Genomic DNA, 16,005 nt, shown 5'->3' on the forward strand with positions numbered 1-16,005 from the left:
GGTGAAGATCGAGGGCGTCGAAGAGCTGCTTGCGAAGCTGAACCAGTACGACACCCAGATCACCACCCTGCGCAGAAAGATGCCCGAGGAGCTGGAGAACTGGCAGCGCCAGGACATGCGCCGCAAATATCCGAACATGCAGACCGAAATGGTCGCGAACGAGACCAGCGCGACGACCCTGATCTGGCCGCGCTCGCGCCAGCCTTCTAAAGACACCCATCACCGCAGGCAGGGTCCGAAGCAGTATCGGCCCGCCAAGCACGGGCCTGTGGTGCGAAGCAACCGCCCGATCCTGCGGGCCGAGCTGCTGGGGCAGCTTTGGGATCGCATGGTGAGGCTGACCGCCGAGGCGATGAAATGGCCGTGAACCTCGACGTGCTGCTGCAGGGGCCGATCTTCGACTTCTGGGCGGTGCCGGTGACGTTCAGGCCGTTCGCTTCGCAGCCCGGACAGCCCGACTATCAGGGGCGCGGCATTCTCAACACCTACAGCCTCGATGTCGCTGGCTTGGACGGCCAGATTTATTCCGACCAGCGCACCATCCTCGACATCCGCGAAAGCGAGTTCGCGGTGCTGCCGCAGCAGAATGACCGGCTGGTGATCCCGCTGGACTGCAACAACGTGCCGCGCGGCGAATATCAGATCATCGACGCATCGAGCGACGGCGGCGGCCAGACCATGCTGACGATCCGCATCTATGAAACAATCATGTGAGCGATGGGCATCACCGACACGCAGTCATTCTCGCTGGTGATCCGCGACGTGTTTTTCGATGCCTTGACGGGCGATCCGTTTTTCGAGAACTACAGCAAGCGCAAAAACAAGATGCTGAGCGTGCAACATCAGCTGCTGCCGTACCTGGGCGTCTACATCATCGATGAGACCATGCTGCCGGACGGCGACGCCAACGCTGGCATGATCCGCTTCAGCCACACGCTGCGCATCGGTTTCTCGGTGGTCGTGGCCAACAACGATCAGGTGGTGGCCGAGCAGCAGATCGATGCGGCTTGGTGGCGGATCATGAACCGGCTCTGGCTCGACCAGTACATCATGAACCTGTTCGACACGATGAACCCGCATACCGGGCAACCCAACCCGGACAACACCGTGATCGAGGGCATCACGCGCGGCGTGCGCCGCCATGTGTTCGGGTCCACGGCGTTGAACAACGAAACGCCGCTCGCCGAGCTGCAATACGACGTGTCGGTTTTCTTCCGCACCACATGGCCGCCGATCATCACCGACGATCTCGAAGAGATCGATGTCACCACCGTTGTCGGCGACGAGCCACACGACCAGCGCCCGCCGATCAAGAGCAAGTACCTGTTCGACATCTCCAGAAAAAGGGAGCCACGCCGATGACGGATGAACACAAGGGCCTGAGCAAGGCCTCGCTGCGCGGTCTGCGCACGAAGCAGCGGATGGAGAAGATGCGTGCGCAAACGCCAGCGCCCGTTCGCGTCGTGCCCGCAAGCGACGCCATTCGCAGGGTGATGAAGCATCCGGCTCGCGGCAACTTCCCGGCTGAAGGCAGCGCAGAGTGGCCAAATGATCGCTTCACCAAGCGCCGCATCGCCGACGGCTCGGTGACGGTGGAAAAGCCGCCGCCGAAGCCGAAGCCCGATCAGCGCGAAGAGCATCCGCAGCGCGCGCACCGCCATCGAGAGCAGCACGCCGATGAACCGAACGACGCCGCCTGAGAAGGCGGCGTTTTCATTTTGAACAGGAGGCGTCGATGCCGATCAGCTTTGCCAACATTCCTGCGAACATCAAGGTCCCGCTCTATTGGGTCGAAGTCGATCCGTCGATGGCGGGCCTGCCGACCATCAATCTGCGGGCGCTGCTTGTCGGCGTGATGACTGCCGATGGCGCGGCCACGCCTGACATCCCGCTTCCCATCGGGAGCCAAGCGCAGGCCGATCTCGCTTTCGGACAAGGCTCCGAGCTGTCGCGCATGTTCAAAGCGTTCTTCGCCAACAACTTCGCGAATGAAGTCTGGGGCCTGCCGCTGAAAGAGCCGACCGCAGCGGCAGATGCCAAGGGCGACATCACCGTCACTGCCGCGCCGACCGCTGCGGGCACCATCCATCTGTACGTCGCGGGCGAGCATGTCCCGATCAATGTCGCAACCACCGATACCGTCGATACCATCGCCAGCGCCATCGCTGCGGCGATCAACGATGATGTAACGCTGCCGGTCACTGCGACTGCCGCGCTCGGCGTCGTTACGCTGACCTCGGTGTTCAAGAGCATCAATGCGAACGACATCGCGGTGGGGCTGAATTACTACGGCAGCCGAGGCGGCGAACAGACCCCGCCTGGACTGGCGCTCGATCTCCCGGCCAGCGGCTTTTTGACGGGCGGCACCGGCTCGCCAGACTTCGACGCCGCGATCCTGAACCTCGGCGAAGAGCCCTATGAATACGTCGCGATGCCGTACACCGACTCGGACTCGCTGTTCGACTGGGATCAGGAGTATGGCTTCACCGATCAGGGACGATGGGGCTGGCAGCGGCAGCTGTTCGGCCACGTCTTCTCGGCAAAGCGCGGCACCTATGCCGAGCTGCTGACCTTTGGCGATGCCTTGAACAGCCCGGTCGAGTCGATCATGGCGGTTGAGGTCGCCGCGCCGTCGCCAACCTTCGAGTGGGCGGCGGCCTATGCCGCGAAGGCGCAGCGCGCCCTGATCAATGACCCCGCACGCCCGCTGCAGGCGCTCTCGCTGAACCAGATCAAGGCCGCTGGCGTGCATCAGCGCTTCGACTTCGTGGAGCTGAACTCGCTCGCATCGACTGGCCTCGCGATCCAGAAAATTGGTGCGGACAATCAGCCGATGATCGCCCGAGAGCAGACCACCTATCAGGTCAATCTTTATGGCCAGCCCGATGATGCCTATGAGCTGGTGACCACGCTCGCCACGCTGGCCAAGCTGCTGCGCAATCAGAAGCATGCGGTCACCTCGAAGTATCCGCGCCACAAGCTGGCGAATGACGGCACCAAGTTTGGCCCAGGCCAAGCCATCGTCACTCCGGGCATCGTCAAGGGCGAGCTGATCGCGCAGTATCAGCAGGATATGTACGTCGGCCTTGTAGAGGACCTCTCGAACTTCAAGCGCCATCTGCTGGTCGAGCGCGATCCCAACGACCCCAACCGCCTAAACGTGCTGTATCCGCCTGACCTGATCAACCAGCTGCGTATCTTCGCGGTGCTGGCGCAGTTCCGGCTGCAATACGACCGGGGCATCGACACCCAGATCATCGGACCCACGCAGCCGCCGTTCAACGCGGCATCGGGTGCTTAGAGGGCGCATACTAATTAGAACTTGATGCCGTCGCGCTTAAGTCGTTTCGAGCGTCCCTTATGATGGAGAAGGACGACTGAAGAAACAGGGCGGCAATGATGACCGCCACAACCAGGTCAGGCCAAGGCGTCTGGGTCCATGCGACCAGGACGGCGGCGACTATGACCGCGACGTTGCCGATCGCGTCGTTGCGGCTGAACAGCCAGACCGCGCGCACGTTGGCGTCGCCCTGCCGGTGTGGGAGGAGCGCCACGGCCGCCATCACGTTCACCACCAGTCCGACGAGCGCCAGAATCCCCATCAGCTCAGCTTCGGGCTGCTGCTGCACCAGCACGCGATAGGCAGTCCCGACGAGAACGCCAGTTCCCAAAACGCCAAGGAAAATTCCTTGCAGCAGGGCGGCCTTGGCCCGGGCCGCCAGTCCCCAGCCCACCGCCATCAGCCCAAGGAACGAGATCACGCCGTCCCCGATGAAATCGAGCGCATCGGCCTTCACGGATTGCGAGCCAGCGAGAAACCCGCCGACGATCTCGACGATGCCGTATCCGGCATTCAGCAGAACTACGATCCAAAGGGCGCGTTTGTAGGCAGGCGTTACGTGCGAGAGATCCGGGATCTTGTCGTCATCCTCGCCCTCGTCGACGCGCGCAAGTCTATAGCCGAGGCCGGTGATCGAGCGCTCGACCTCGGGCAACGGAGCCGTCCCGTTTTCCGTCCGGAGCGTCATCTCCTGGGACGCGATCGAGACCTTCGCATCCCGCACGCCTGCGATCGAACGCGCGGCGGCTTCGATCTTGGCAGCGCAGGCGGAGCAATCCATGCCCGTCACGCGGTAACGCACCGCTTCGGCAGCGTCTGTTTCCGTCATCGCAAACATCCTTACATCAAGTCTTACCTTCGAGCCGCAGTCTCTTGTAGAGCGCCTCGACGGCACTGGAGAAATCGGCCGTCTCGTTCCGCGCGCAGTGCTCTTCGAGGAACCGTAGTTGAGCCATCAGACCGAACGTCGGCGGGCTGAGATCGAGACCGACGTCCACGCCAGGCGGCCTGCTCAACACGATTCCGCTCATGAAGCCCTGCGCCCAGGCCAGGTAATCCTTTCGCACCTGCGGATCACCCGCCGCATCGGCCGTGAACTGCCGGCATGTCGTGGCACCGAGCCCGACGATCTGGGCGGTCCGCGCATCCAGTTCTTCTGCGGCCACCGTGTTCCAGGCCAGCGGCCACATCAGGCAGGCGGCCGCCAAATGTCGCATACGGATGTCGGCCGAGGCGTGTCCGCTCCAAAGGCTTGATCTTCCCTCCGCTCGGCGCATCCATTTCACGTTCCGCGAGCCTACTTCTTGAATTTGGCCTGGCCCGACTTTCCTTCGGCGGTCTTGATCGTGAGGGTGATCGTCGCGCCGGCGGGGATCGGATTCTTCGCCTCGCCATTGAGCGAGTTCTCGCCCTGTGGCGCAAGTGTCACCGTTTCCCGGGCCGGTCCGCCGGCGATCAGCACGGCTCCTACATAGCCCTTGGTCGAGACGGGCTTCGCTTTGAAGGCCTCGAAGACGTTGATGGTGACCGTATTGCCCGACGTCAGGAGTTCGGCATCGATGCCGGCCACGTCCAGCATTAGTCCCCCGTTCGGGCCTTTTTCGTAGTCCTCGGCCGCCACCGGCGTGGCCAACAGCAGCGCGGCGACGATCCAACTGATGATTCTCATGAACGTTCTCCCATCGGTTTGGTGGCAGTCGAAAGCGGTCGATCGGCATGCTCGCGCCTGAACAGAACGTAGAGCGCAGGCAGGACCAATAGAGTCAGGATGGTCGAGGAAACGACCCCGCCGATGACAACGGTGGCTAACGGACGTTGCACCTCCGCACCCGCTCCGGTGGCGATAGCCATCGGGACGAAGCCGAGGGCGGCAACAAGCGCGGTCATCAGGACCGGCCTCAGCCGCGTCAGCGCGCCTTCCCGGACCGCGTCCACCAGCGCCAGTTCTTCCCGACGGAGCTTTTCGATAAACGTGATGATGACGAGACCGTTGAGCACGGCGACTCCGGAGAGCGCGATGAAACCGATTCCGGCGCTGATCGATAGCGGGATTCCCCTGAGCAGAAGCGCGACGACGCCCCCCGTCAGGGCAAGCGGCACACCGCTGAACACCAGCAACGCATCGGGCATCGAGCCGAGGCTGACGAAGAGCAGGAGGAAGATCAGGAACAGCGCGAGGGGCACGACGACCGTCAGCCGCTGCGTCGCCGAGACGAGTTGCTCGAACTGACCGCCCCATCCGATCCAGTAGCCGGGTGGGAGCTTCACCTTCTGCGTCACCTGATCCTGGGCATCTGCAATGAAGGAGGCCAGATCGCGGCCCCGCACGTTGGCCGTGACGACGATGCGTCGCTTGCCGTTCTCCCTGCTGATCAGATTGGGACCCGGAGCCACATCGATCTGCGCGACCTCCGACAGCGGAACGTAACGGATCTGGGCGAGGGGCGAATTGGCCCATAGGGCTGGCGTCGCCTTGGCGTGGTTCTCGAGTGGCGGCAATGGCACCGCCAGCGCCCTGATCGCCTCCACGTCCGAACGAAGGTGCTCCGGCAGCCGGACCATGATGTCGAAGCGTCTGTCGCCCTCGAACACGCGGCCCGCGCTCTTGCCGCCGACGGCTATCTCGACGAGGTTCTGGACATCGGCGACGTTGATCCCGTAGCGCGACAGCACTGGGCGGTTCAGCTTCACCGTCAGGACCGGAAGGCCGGTCGTCTGCTCGGTTTTGACATCGGCGGCCCCGGCTATCTTCTGCAGCACGGCTTGGACCCGTGCCGCGCCCTGGACGAGTTCGTCAAGATCGTCCCCGAAGATTTCGACGGCGACATCGCTTCGCACGCCGGAGATTAGCTCGTTCATGCGTTGCTGAATGGGTTGCGAAAAGCCATAGGCGGTCCCAGGGACGTCCTGGGCCGCCTCCTGGATCTCGGAGACGACCGCCGCCTTCGGCTTGTCAGGATCCGGCCATTCGTTCCGCGGCTTCAGCATCACGTAACCGTCGGATGCCGACGGCGGCATGAGGTCGGTTGCGACTTCCGCCGTACCTGTGCGCGCGAACACTTCTTTGACTTCCGGGATCTTGCCGAGGCGCTTCTCGATCATGCCCTGAATTTCCACCGACTGGGTCAGGCTTGTTCCCGGGATCCGGATCGCCTCGAACGAAGCGTCGCCTTCGTCGAGACCGGGTATGAACTCGGCGCCCATGTGGGATGCCGCGATTCCGCAGACCGCGACGAGCAGCGCCGCGATGACCGCGACGCCGAACCTGTTCCGGATCGACGCCGCGAGCAGCGGGGCGTAGATGCGCCGGGCGCTTCGCATCAGAAGGTTCTCATGCTCGGATACTCGGCCGCCGACCAGCAGCGCCACCGCCGCGGGCACAAACGTCAGCGACAGGATGCTGGCGCCCGCCAGCACCATCAGCACCGTCAGCGCCATGGGCGTGAACATCTTTCCCTCGACGCCGGTGAGGGTCAGGATCGGCAGATAGACGGCGGCGATGATGAACATTCCGAACAGGCTGGGCCGAATGACTTCGCGCGATCCCGCGAGAATGGTGGCAAATCGTTCCTCGCGATCGAGCACGCGACCCAGCCGGCGCTGCTCTACGGCGAGCAGGCGCAGGCAGTTCTCGACAATGATGACTGCGCCGTCGATGATGATCCCGAAATCGATGGCGCCCAGGCTCATCAGGTTCGCGCTGACGCGGGTCTGGACCATGCCGGTGATGGCGAACAGCATGGCGAGCGGAATGACGCACGCCGTCGCGATTGCCGCCTTGAAGTTTCCGAGCGTCAGAAAAAGCACGACCACGACCAGCAAAGCGCCCTCGACGAGATTGTTGCGGACCGTCGCGATGGTCGCCTCGACTAGGCGCGTCCGGTCGTAGACGACGTGGACGGTCACTCCCTCCGGTAGCGAGCGTCCGATTTCCCTGATCCTGCTGGACACCCGCTGCGCCACCGTCCGGCTGTTCTCGCCGATGAGGAGCATGGCGGTTCCGAGCACAACTTCGTTGCCGTTCAGCGTCGCGGCACCCGTGCGCAGATCCTTGCCCTGCCTGACCTCGGCGACATCCGATATCCGGACCGGAACGCCGTTTCGCGAGCCGATCACGATGTCCTTGATCTCCTCGATGCTCCCGACCTGGCCGGGGGTGCGGACGAGATACTGCTCGCCGTTCCGCTCGATGTACCCGGCTCCGACATTCGCGTTGTTGGCGGCCAGAGCGGCCATGACTTCGCGGAAGCTGATCCTGTACGCCATCAGTTGCGTAGGATCCGGCAGCACGTGAAATTGCTTCTCGAAGCCGCCGACCGTGTTGACCTCGCTGACGCCCGCCACGGTCCGCAATTGAGGCCGGACGATCCAGTCCTGAACGGTCCGCAAGTCCGTGGCCGTGTACTCCTCTCCGTTCGATTTGCGCGCACCAGGCCGGGCGTCGACGGTGTACATGAAGATTTCGCCGAGCCCTGTTGAGATCGGCCCCATGGCGGTCTCGATCCCGGTGGGCAACTGATCCCGCACCTGCTGTATCCGTTCGTTGATCAACTGGCGGGCGAAATAGATATCGGTGCCGTCCTTGAAGATGACGGTGACCTGGCTGAGGCCATAGCGGGATTGCGAGCGCGTGCTTTCGAGGCGAGGCAGCCCGCCCATCGCGGTCTCGACCGGGAACGTGATGCGCTGCTCGACCTCCAGCGGCGAGTAGCCGGGCGCGCGGCTGTTGATCTGGACCTGTACGTTCGTGATGTCGGGAACGGCGTCGATCGGCAGGAGCGTGAAATTCCACGCCCCGAATCCGGCCATCGCGACAACGCCGATCATCACCAGCCAGCGCTGACGGATCGCGAAGGAGAGAATGCCGTCAATCATTGTCAACTCCTCCCTTCGCCATTTCGGCCTTCACGGTGAAGCTGTTCTTCGCCGCGTACGTGTCGCCTTCGAGAACGCCGAACGTGATCTCCACGGATTCCGAATCCCGCTCGCCGATCTCGACCTCACGGGCTTCGAACTTGTCCCCGTCGCGCACGAACACGACCGTGCGGTTCTCGACCGTCTGCAGCGCCGAGACTTTCACGGCGACCGGAACCTGCTTGGCCGACAGCGTCAGCCGACCTGTGATGAACAGTCCCGGACGCAGCCGCTGGTCCGTATTTGGCACCACCGCTCTTGCCACCGCACTCTGGGTATCGCTGCTGCCAACCGGCGAAATGTAGGAAATCTTCGCGTCGACCGTCGGCTTGCCATCCGCGGTATCGATGAGTACCTGATCGCCGACGTTGACCCGTCCGAGGTCCCGGCGATAAACGGAAAAATCCACCCAGACGGTCGACAGATCCGCGATGACGAAGGCCGGCTTCTGTTCGGAGACGTATTCGCCCAACGTGGTCTGACGATCGATCACAGTCCCGCCGAGGACCGCCTTCAGCTCATAGGGCGTGAGACTCTGGTTGCTTTCGACGATCGCGAGGACATCGCCCTTCTGGACGCGGTCCCCGATCCGCTTGCGTACGTCCCGGACGATGCCCGGAAATCGCGGCGTGACCTGAACCAGAGATTCATGGTTCGGCTGAACCATGCCGTTGAGCAGCAGATTGTCGTGCAGCACGGCCGGTGACGCCTTCGCCAACTCGATGCTGGCAGCGGCGACTTTGGCGTCGGTCATGGCGACGCTGTTCGAATGCTCCTCCTCTTCCGCCTTCGCCGTTGCCGCAGTCTTGGTCGTCGCCGGCGTCGACATGCGGTAGCCAACGTAGATAAGCCCGACGGCGACCACGGCGAAAACCAAAAATCGGATCAGTCCTCGGATCATCTTGAACTCTCGCGTGCGAGCGAAAACGGATTGCCCACGAGTCCTTCGATGGTCGCGACGGCAACGTGGAAATTCTGCAATGCTTCCTGTTCACGCAGTCGCGCCTGCGTGAGGCTCGCCTGGGCGTCCAGCACCTCGAGAAGCGTGTATCGGCCTTGACCGTATCCCTCCGAGATGGCCTGCGCCGCTTGCTCCGCTTTCGGAATGGCGACTTCGCGGAGGATGGCAAGCTCCCGCAGCGAGCCCTGCAGCGAGTCGTAAGCCCGGCCTGCGATCACGATCAGCGTATTCCGGTTCGCGTCCCGCTCTGCCCTCGTCTTCGCTAGGCTCTCCTGCGCGGAGAGGATGTTGCCCTGGTTCTGATCGAACACCGGGATCGGCACAGACAGCGTCAGCCGCACGGCGTCGTCGTTGGTCTCGTTGAAGTGACGCCATCCAGCGGCGATGCGCACGTCCGGATAGGGCCTGAGCCGCGCCAACAAGAGTTCCGCGTTCCGCTGTGCGTAGACAGCGGTCCAGCGGACCAGTTGCGGATTCGCGTCGATCGCCGCCACGACGGCCTGAAAGGAGGGCGGCCGACCGGTGGTATCGAGCCGCCCGGAGACGGCGGCGAATTTCGCCACCGTATCGCCCATGAGGACCGCCAGTTCGCGCCGCGCGCCGGCGAGCGTCGATCGGAGCCGTTCTCGATCCGCCTTGACCAGCGCGGAAGCCACTTCGGCCCGCCCGGTCTCCGCCGGCGAGGACGCGCCGGCCTCGACGCGCCGCTGCAGCAGCGGGGTCAACCGATCGATGGCGGCGACTTGCTCGTCGAGAATCTGGATTCGACGCTGTGAACCGAGCACGTTCAGGAACGTGATGGCCGTCTCCGAGAGCACTTCCAACCGGACTGCTTGACGCTGTATCGCCGCCGTCTCGACACCCGCTGCACCGGCCGCGACTCGCGCCTCACGCTTGCCGAACCATTCGAAGGCCTGGCTGATCTGCAGCGTGGTCTCTGCGGACTTCGTCCCCCGATACTTCCCAGTACCGAAGGAATCGTCTTGTTCGTACGACACCTCGGGATTGAGCAACGCTCCTGCCTGGATGCGCTGTCCCGACGCGATCCCGACGTCCCGCTCGGCCGCGGTGAGACGAGGGCTGGCGGCGAGTGCCCGCGCAAGCGCGGCCCTCATCGTGAGAGTCTGCGAATGTGAAGCGCTCGTCAGCAACGGGCTGGCCAGAAATGCCACCGCACACGCAAGACGCGCGGCTTTCTTCCGAAACATGAGTAGTTACCTGATCAAGCAGATCGATCGAGCGCTCGCGCGCTCCGAGAAGACGGCTCTCAGATCCGGTATTTGGGCGGCGGCGTATCGAGCCCCGGATGATCCTCAAGGACGAACGTCGGAGTGGAGTATGTCGGCGGGACCGACTTTGCCGCTGGCTCAACTACTAGGAGCGGCGGCGGAAGGAGCAAGGGAACACACGTGTAGCAATGATCGACGACGGTGACGGCCGGCTTCTTCGAATCCTGGTCCGCTTTGCCGGGTACATCGCCGAGTTCGAGCTGTTCGACCTGCTCGACTGACATGAGCGTCTCCTCGGCGCAGGCAATCTCCCCTCCCACGCCAACGAGGACATACGCAATCGTAAGGAAAACGGTCAGCAGTCCACGCAGCGCGGATGCAAAAGGACGTCGCCTATGGCCGATTTGCCGTTTCATCAAGGCACGGGATAGCAGGGACTGGGCGCAAACACTATCACAAATTCGGTGCTGGAAGGCGCGCTTCACATCTGCAGGATCGACATTGGGATTGGGCCATAGGTCTCTCGGCTGGTTTGTTCATCGTGCCCAGCATTTCGGTGCCGCCGGGTCCCTAGGAATCGCGAACGGGCTTGTGGTCCGATTGAGTTTGGTCGGCAGAGGTTGGCCAACGTCCGATTTTGAGCGCATTACGGACTCAAGTCAGACAGCACGCTAGGTCCGAAAAGGGTCAATCGCGACTGGTTCAGCCAGCGGCAAATCCGGGCATAGGCCGCTATGCTGCCGAAAGCGGAAGTAAATTCAGAGTATTAGGGTCATCGCGGGATGGCGCCGCCGTGAGCCTGATTCAAGCTCCCAAAACGGGCCTTGGATCATGCGCTGCGAACTTAAAGCAAAAGGAGGACTGATCAATGGCACAGAGAATTGCGGGCATTGCCTTCCTGACCGTGGATGGCAACCAGCTGGCGCTGCGCGGCAACTTCACCGTCAGCCCGTCGCCTGTCGAGCGAACGATGATCGCGGGACAGGATGGCGTGCATGGCTATCAGGAGCTGCCGCGCGTGCCCTATATCGAGGGCGATCTTTCGACGCTTCCTGGCTTCTATCTGGAGGACCTGCTGAACGAAACCGATGTCACGGTGGTCGCGCAGCTGGCGAACCGGATGCAGTACGTGCTGACCAGCGCCACCTGCAAGGGCGGTTTCGAGAACAATACCCGCGATGGTCAGGTCCGCGTGCGCTGGGAAGGCGTCACCTGTGAGGAGGTGAGCCTGTGAACGTGAACCCGAAACGCGAAGGCTTCGTGGACGATCAGGCGAAGCCCGAGCCCGAGATCATTTCGCCGAGCGGCGGCAAGACCCGCGCGATGCCACCGCCCGAGATCGAGCCGTCGCCCGCCGAACTGCCGCCGCTGGAACAGGACGAGTGGCCCATCGTCGTCAAGCTGCTCTATCGCCCGATCCGTAACAATCGCGGCGAGGACATCAAGGAAGTCTCGCTGCGCGAGCCGCGCGCTGGCGACATCAACCGCTACGGCAACCCGATCCGCGTCAACCAAGACGGTGACGTGGTGATCGATGAGCGCAAGATGACGTACATGATCGCCGCGCTGTCGGGCGTGCTGCCGCCCTTCATCGAAGAGATGGACACCCGCGATTGGAATAGCTGCGCCTATCGGTTGCGGCGTTTTTTTCTTCCCGATCCAGCGGCCTGGTAGGCAGCGAGGAAGAGATCATCCTCGACTGCTACCGCTTGGCGCGCTGGTATCACGTCAGCCCCGAGGTCTTCTTGGCGATGCCGATCAGCGACGTGGCCCTGCATCTGCACCGTTCGGCGCAATGCGACAAGGCCCAGCGGGCCGCCGCTGGCGATGACGACTGATGGCCACCGAACAGGAAGAGCTACGCTTAACGGTCAACCTCGCCGACAACGCTTCGGCTGGGCTCGCGAAACTGAATGAGGAGATCAAGCAGCTAGGCAGCGGAGCCAGCCAACGGCACGTCGAGAAGTTCAAGCGCGAAACGTCCGAGCTGACCGCCAAGATCAAGGGCATGACCGGCGAAGTCGGCGAGGCCTTCAAGGGCCTCGGCATGCTCCGCAGCGGTCTTGCCGCTGGCGCTGCCGGGCTCGCGCTGTTCGGCTTCGAGATCGCGAAGCAGAGCAAGGCCCTGATCGAATATGCGGACAAGATCAGGAGTGTGAACCAGCAGGCCCGGCAATTCGGCGTCAATCCGGCCCAGCTGAAGGATGTCACCGAGCAGCTGCAGGCCTTCGGCATCAGCGCCGAGGAATCCGCCGCCAGCATCGGCGCGATCTCGGGCAAGGTCGCCGAGCTGCAGCGGCAAGGCAGCCAGTTGCGCCTGCACATGCTGCAGCAGGCAGGGCCCGGCCGCGAAGCGGTCGAGAACATGCAGCGATTCCTCGACCGCCTGACCAGCGCGAAGACCGTCGCCGACCAGCTGAACATCATCCGCGAAGGCGGCGAACAGGTTTATCGGCACGCGCTGGAGCAGACGCACAGCGAGCAAGAAGCCGCCAACCGACGCAACCAGTTCTATGCCGACCTCGGCTACAATTCACGACTGCGCGAAGCTGGCCAGCTGCAAAATCTCTCGAAGGCCGAACAGGAGCTGGCCGACAAGCGGCAGCGGAATGCCGAGGCGCTGTCCAACGAGTGGGGTCAGGTCGTCAAGAAGTACGAGACGCTGGTCGAAACGCTGAAGCAGCCTTTCATCCCGTACCTGCTGACCGCGTTGAAGGCTGTCGAGAGCACGCTGGACACGATCATCTCCAAGGTCAACGAGATCGAGGAGAAGCACCTGCTGCGGCCAGACACCGCCAAGGAAAGCATCCAGGAGCGCTTCGGCAAGTTCGGCCTCGGCGTTGAGAAGCCGCAGGGGCCGCAGCCGACACCCGACCAAGAGTTTCAGCGTCGGCAACAACAGGACATGGAGCGGCGACGCGGGTTGCTGGGTCTGCCCGAGAAGGAACAGACCGACGCCATCAAGAAGCAGACCAGCGCGACGGAAGACCTGACCAACCTGCTGAAGCTGGCCATGGCTGGCGGCGGGGACGGTGGCGGCATGGGCGGCGGCGTGATCGCTGCGGCCTATCACCCGGGCGGCGGCTTCGGCGGCGGCGGGCGCGGCGTCACGCCCCGCGCCTTCGGCGGCGGCGGCTATGCCAACCTCGGTGGCAGCGGCGGCGGGGTAGCGCCCTATGGCAGCGATGTCGGCGCGGGCAGCGGCGGCCGTCAGTACGCGATGCGCACGCCGACAGACACGCCGTATGGCAACGATGCGGGTCCCGGCTCTGGAAAAGGCGCGGGTGAGACACCGGCCGCTGCGAGTGGCAAGTATGAAGGTGTTGGCGGTTACAATTTCATGGGCAGCGAGCGCGCGCGTGCGATGGGCATGGGCGACGTTCAGCAGTATGGCCCGAACGCGCAGATCGAATTGCCAACCGGCATTCCGAAGGGGCAAGGTCCGACATCGATCAGGGCAAATAAATACGCCGGCCCTGACATGGCGGGCTTCCTGAAGGACTTGCACGATGCTGGTGCGCCGCTGGATCAGTTCGCAGGTGCTTACGTCCACAAGCCGCGCCAGCACGGTTACGGCAACGCGCTCGATATCGAGACCGGGTTTGGCAGTGGGCCTGACAACAGCCCGAAACTCTATGCGTGGGCAAAGGCGCATCCAGAGCAGTTCGCGGAAATTCAGCGGCGGCACCACATGCGCAATCTGGATACGTCCTCCGGTGCATCGATACACGATTGGGGGCACTTCGAGTGGACGCCGCAGTCAATCGCGAAGGGTGATGTAGGACCCGGCACCGGAAAGGGTGCGGGCGAGACGGGTCAGACGGCGAAAGGCTCTTGGTTCGGTAGCGGCCCGGGCTGGCACGATCCTTCTGAACCAATCGGCCGCAAGACCGCATCGGGTCAGTCCAACCAAGTGCCAGGAATCGCGCTGCCCACGCGCGAGGGCCTCGGGAAGATGTACGAAGTGACGACGCCCGATGGCCGCACCTTCGTGCTGCCGCAGACCGATATCGGCCCGAGCCCGCGCACAGGGCGTGGCATCGACATCACCTCGTCTGCGGCAACGCAGATGGGCTACTCGGCCAAGACCTTCCCGACCGATGCACGCTTCACCTATCGCCGGCTGGACGAAGACCGCGCGCAGCTGGATCGGTCGCAGGCCGCGAGCACCAAGGTCGAGGGCACCGGCAAGATAAGCGTCGATGTCAACGCGCCGAAGGGCACCAATGTCGCCGCTGAAGGTGGCGGCCTGTTCAAGAACGTCGAGATCAAGCGCCAGACCCAGATGTCCGAAGCCCCGCGCGGACCTGTGGGCGGCTACGCGACGGAGCAATTCCTGCAATGACCAACATCTTCGATCTGCCAGCGGTCTGGCGTCGGTCGCTGATGCCAGCCTCGTTCAACGGCGCGCGCTTCCACTGCGAAGCCAATGGCCGGGAGAGCGGGCGCAGGATCGTCGAGCATCAGTTTCCGAAAAAAGAGCTGCCCTATGCCGAAGACATGGGCCGCGCGGCGCGCGAGTTCAGCGTGCGCGGCTATTGCATCGTCTTCCCCTATGACAGCGAATACGCGCTTTACAGCCGCGACTACCGGATCGCCCGCGATCAATTGATGCAGCAGCTGGAAGCCGAAGGCCCGGGCGTGCTTCAGCTGCCGACGCAGCCAGCCCAGCAGGTGGTCTGCCCGCGCTATCGCATGTCCGAGGAAGAACGCTTCGGCGGCTATTGCGTCTTCGACATGCAGTTTCTGGAATACGGGCTCGATCCCCAGCAGCTTGCGCCGAGCATCGCGACGGCAGCAGCCATCACCCAGGCCAGCGACGCCATGCGCTCGCAGGTTCTGCGGGCGCTGTCAGAGCAGATGCTGCCGCCGCCCACCAAGGCGATCAGCGCATGAAACGGCTCGATGCTGAAGAGGCTGCGCCGATAGTGGATCGCATGCTGGCGCAGCTGCTGGCGACCGTGCCATCCAAGGGCCGCCTGGGATCGGATGCGCGCACCGCCATCGGCGACACCCGCGCAAATGCGTTCAAGCTCTGCATCAGCGATACGCTGGGGCCGCCGCTGGACCAATGCTTCGAGCTGGCGCGGCTGGCGGGCACATCATCAACGCAGATCAACCACGTCCGCGAACAGATCGAACAGGAAGCCCCAGCAACCCTTGGAGGCGCGCTGGTGATGAACTGCGGCATCCGCCTGTGCCTCGCGACGCAGTGCCACATCATCGCGAGCATGTCCTTCGTCAGCAGGCAGGATGTCGATGCCTTGAAGCAGCAGCTGCTGCAACCGTTCCAGGACGCCGAGGAGATCGCCGCCGACGAAATGGACCAGATGACATTTCAGGCGCTGGTCGCGCTGCACGGCACGGTCACCAATCATCTGGTGGCAACGGCTCGGCCGCTGCCGCGCATGCTGAACTATCAATTCTTCGAGCCGCTGCCGTCGCTGGTCATGGCTTACAAGCTCTATGACGACGCATCGCGCTGCGACGAGCTTCGCGCCGAAAACAAGATCGTGCATCCGGCTTTCTGCCCGATGGCGGGCCAAGCGCTGTCGTCCTGA

The 16,005-nt window shown here is 63.4% G+C and carries 17 protein-coding genes; 10 read left to right on the forward strand and 7 right to left on the reverse strand.

Annotated features, from left to right (window positions below; genetic code table 11):
• Position 1: 1 nt before the first annotated feature.
• From JQ604_RS15025 to JQ604_RS15045, 5 genes are read left to right on the forward strand one after another with little or no spacing between them, the layout of a single operon-like run.
• Positions 2-367 (forward strand): hypothetical protein, encoded by a 366-nt coding sequence (locus tag JQ604_RS15025; RefSeq protein ID WP_212358184.1) that lies wholly within the window; start codon positions 2-4, stop codon positions 365-367.
• A complete protein-coding gene (locus JQ604_RS15030; protein WP_182869769.1) occupies positions 358-714 on the forward strand; it encodes a head-tail joining protein in 357 nt (118 codons plus the stop codon). Before JQ604_RS15025 ends, JQ604_RS15030 begins: the two co-directional genes overlap by 10 nt.
• Before the next feature lie 3 nt (positions 715-717).
• On the forward strand, positions 718-1,362 hold the full coding sequence (locus JQ604_RS15035; RefSeq protein WP_212358185.1) for a hypothetical protein: 645 nt from the start codon (positions 718-720) through the stop codon (positions 1,360-1,362).
• A complete protein-coding gene (locus JQ604_RS15040; RefSeq protein WP_212358186.1) occupies positions 1,359-1,700 on the forward strand; it encodes a hypothetical protein in 342 nt (113 codons plus the stop codon). Before JQ604_RS15035 ends, JQ604_RS15040 begins: the two co-directional genes overlap by 4 nt.
• Before the next feature lie 35 nt (positions 1,701-1,735).
• Positions 1,736-3,301, forward strand: coding sequence for a phage tail sheath C-terminal domain-containing protein (locus JQ604_RS15045; protein WP_212358187.1), 1,566 nt, complete (start codon positions 1,736-1,738; stop codon positions 3,299-3,301).
• A gap of 10 nt (positions 3,302-3,311) precedes the next feature.
• On the opposite strand, the gene JQ604_RS15050 is transcribed toward JQ604_RS15045, so the two are convergent.
• From JQ604_RS15050 to JQ604_RS15080, 7 genes are all read right to left on the reverse strand, one after another.
• Positions 3,312-4,169 (reverse strand): cation diffusion facilitator family transporter, encoded by an 858-nt coding sequence (locus JQ604_RS15050; RefSeq protein ID WP_249158272.1) that lies wholly within the window; start codon positions 4,167-4,169, stop codon positions 3,312-3,314.
• 16 nt (positions 4,170-4,185) lie between these two features.
• Complete coding sequence (locus tag JQ604_RS15055; RefSeq protein WP_212358344.1) at positions 4,186-4,530, reverse strand: hypothetical protein; 345 nt, start codon at positions 4,528-4,530, stop codon at positions 4,186-4,188.
• A 107-nt stretch (positions 4,531-4,637) separates the two neighbouring features.
• Positions 4,638-5,009: a hypothetical protein gene (locus JQ604_RS15060; RefSeq protein WP_212358188.1), complete on the reverse strand. Its 372-nt coding sequence runs from the start codon at positions 5,007-5,009 to the stop codon at positions 4,638-4,640.
• Complete coding sequence (locus tag JQ604_RS15065) at positions 5,006-8,215, reverse strand: efflux RND transporter permease subunit (RefSeq protein ID WP_212358189.1); 3,210 nt, start codon at positions 8,213-8,215, stop codon at positions 5,006-5,008. Before JQ604_RS15065 ends, JQ604_RS15060 begins: the two co-directional genes overlap by 4 nt.
• Entirely contained in the window at positions 8,208-9,155 is a 948-nt protein-coding gene (ihpB, locus tag JQ604_RS15070) for a divalent metal ion exporter adaptor subunit IhpB (RefSeq protein WP_212358190.1), read from the reverse strand. Before ihpB ends, JQ604_RS15065 begins: the two co-directional genes overlap by 8 nt.
• Complete coding sequence (gene ihpA, locus JQ604_RS15075) at positions 9,152-10,423, reverse strand: divalent metal ion exporter subunit IhpA (protein WP_212358191.1); 1,272 nt, start codon at positions 10,421-10,423, stop codon at positions 9,152-9,154. Before ihpA ends, ihpB begins: the two co-directional genes overlap by 4 nt.
• A gap of 59 nt (positions 10,424-10,482) precedes the next feature.
• Positions 10,483-10,728, reverse strand: coding sequence for a hypothetical protein (locus JQ604_RS15080; RefSeq protein ID WP_212358192.1), 246 nt, complete (start codon positions 10,726-10,728; stop codon positions 10,483-10,485).
• 584 nt (positions 10,729-11,312) lie between these two features.
• Here JQ604_RS15080 and JQ604_RS15085 point away from each other — a divergent pair.
• From JQ604_RS15085 to JQ604_RS15105, 5 genes are all read left to right on the forward strand, one after another.
• Positions 11,313-11,678: a phage tail tube protein gene (locus JQ604_RS15085; protein ID WP_128941060.1), complete on the forward strand. Its 366-nt coding sequence runs from the start codon at positions 11,313-11,315 to the stop codon at positions 11,676-11,678.
• A complete protein-coding gene (locus tag JQ604_RS15090; protein WP_212358193.1) occupies positions 11,675-12,118 on the forward strand; it encodes a phage tail assembly protein in 444 nt (147 codons plus the stop codon). The genes JQ604_RS15085 and JQ604_RS15090 overlap by 4 nt, the downstream gene beginning before the upstream one ends.
• 163 nt (positions 12,119-12,281) lie before the next feature.
• Positions 12,282-14,789, forward strand: coding sequence for a hypothetical protein (locus tag JQ604_RS15095; protein WP_212358194.1), 2,508 nt, complete (start codon positions 12,282-12,284; stop codon positions 14,787-14,789).
• Positions 14,786-15,340, forward strand: coding sequence for a DNA circularization N-terminal domain-containing protein (locus JQ604_RS15100; RefSeq protein WP_212358195.1), 555 nt, complete (start codon positions 14,786-14,788; stop codon positions 15,338-15,340). Before JQ604_RS15095 ends, JQ604_RS15100 begins: the two co-directional genes overlap by 4 nt.
• Entirely contained in the window at positions 15,337-16,005 is a 669-nt protein-coding gene (locus tag JQ604_RS15105) for a hypothetical protein (RefSeq protein ID WP_212358196.1), read from the forward strand. Before JQ604_RS15100 ends, JQ604_RS15105 begins: the two co-directional genes overlap by 4 nt.

The organism is Bradyrhizobium jicamae (assembly GCF_018130695.1).
GTDB lineage: Bacteria > Pseudomonadota > Alphaproteobacteria > Rhizobiales > Xanthobacteraceae > Bradyrhizobium > Bradyrhizobium jicamae_B.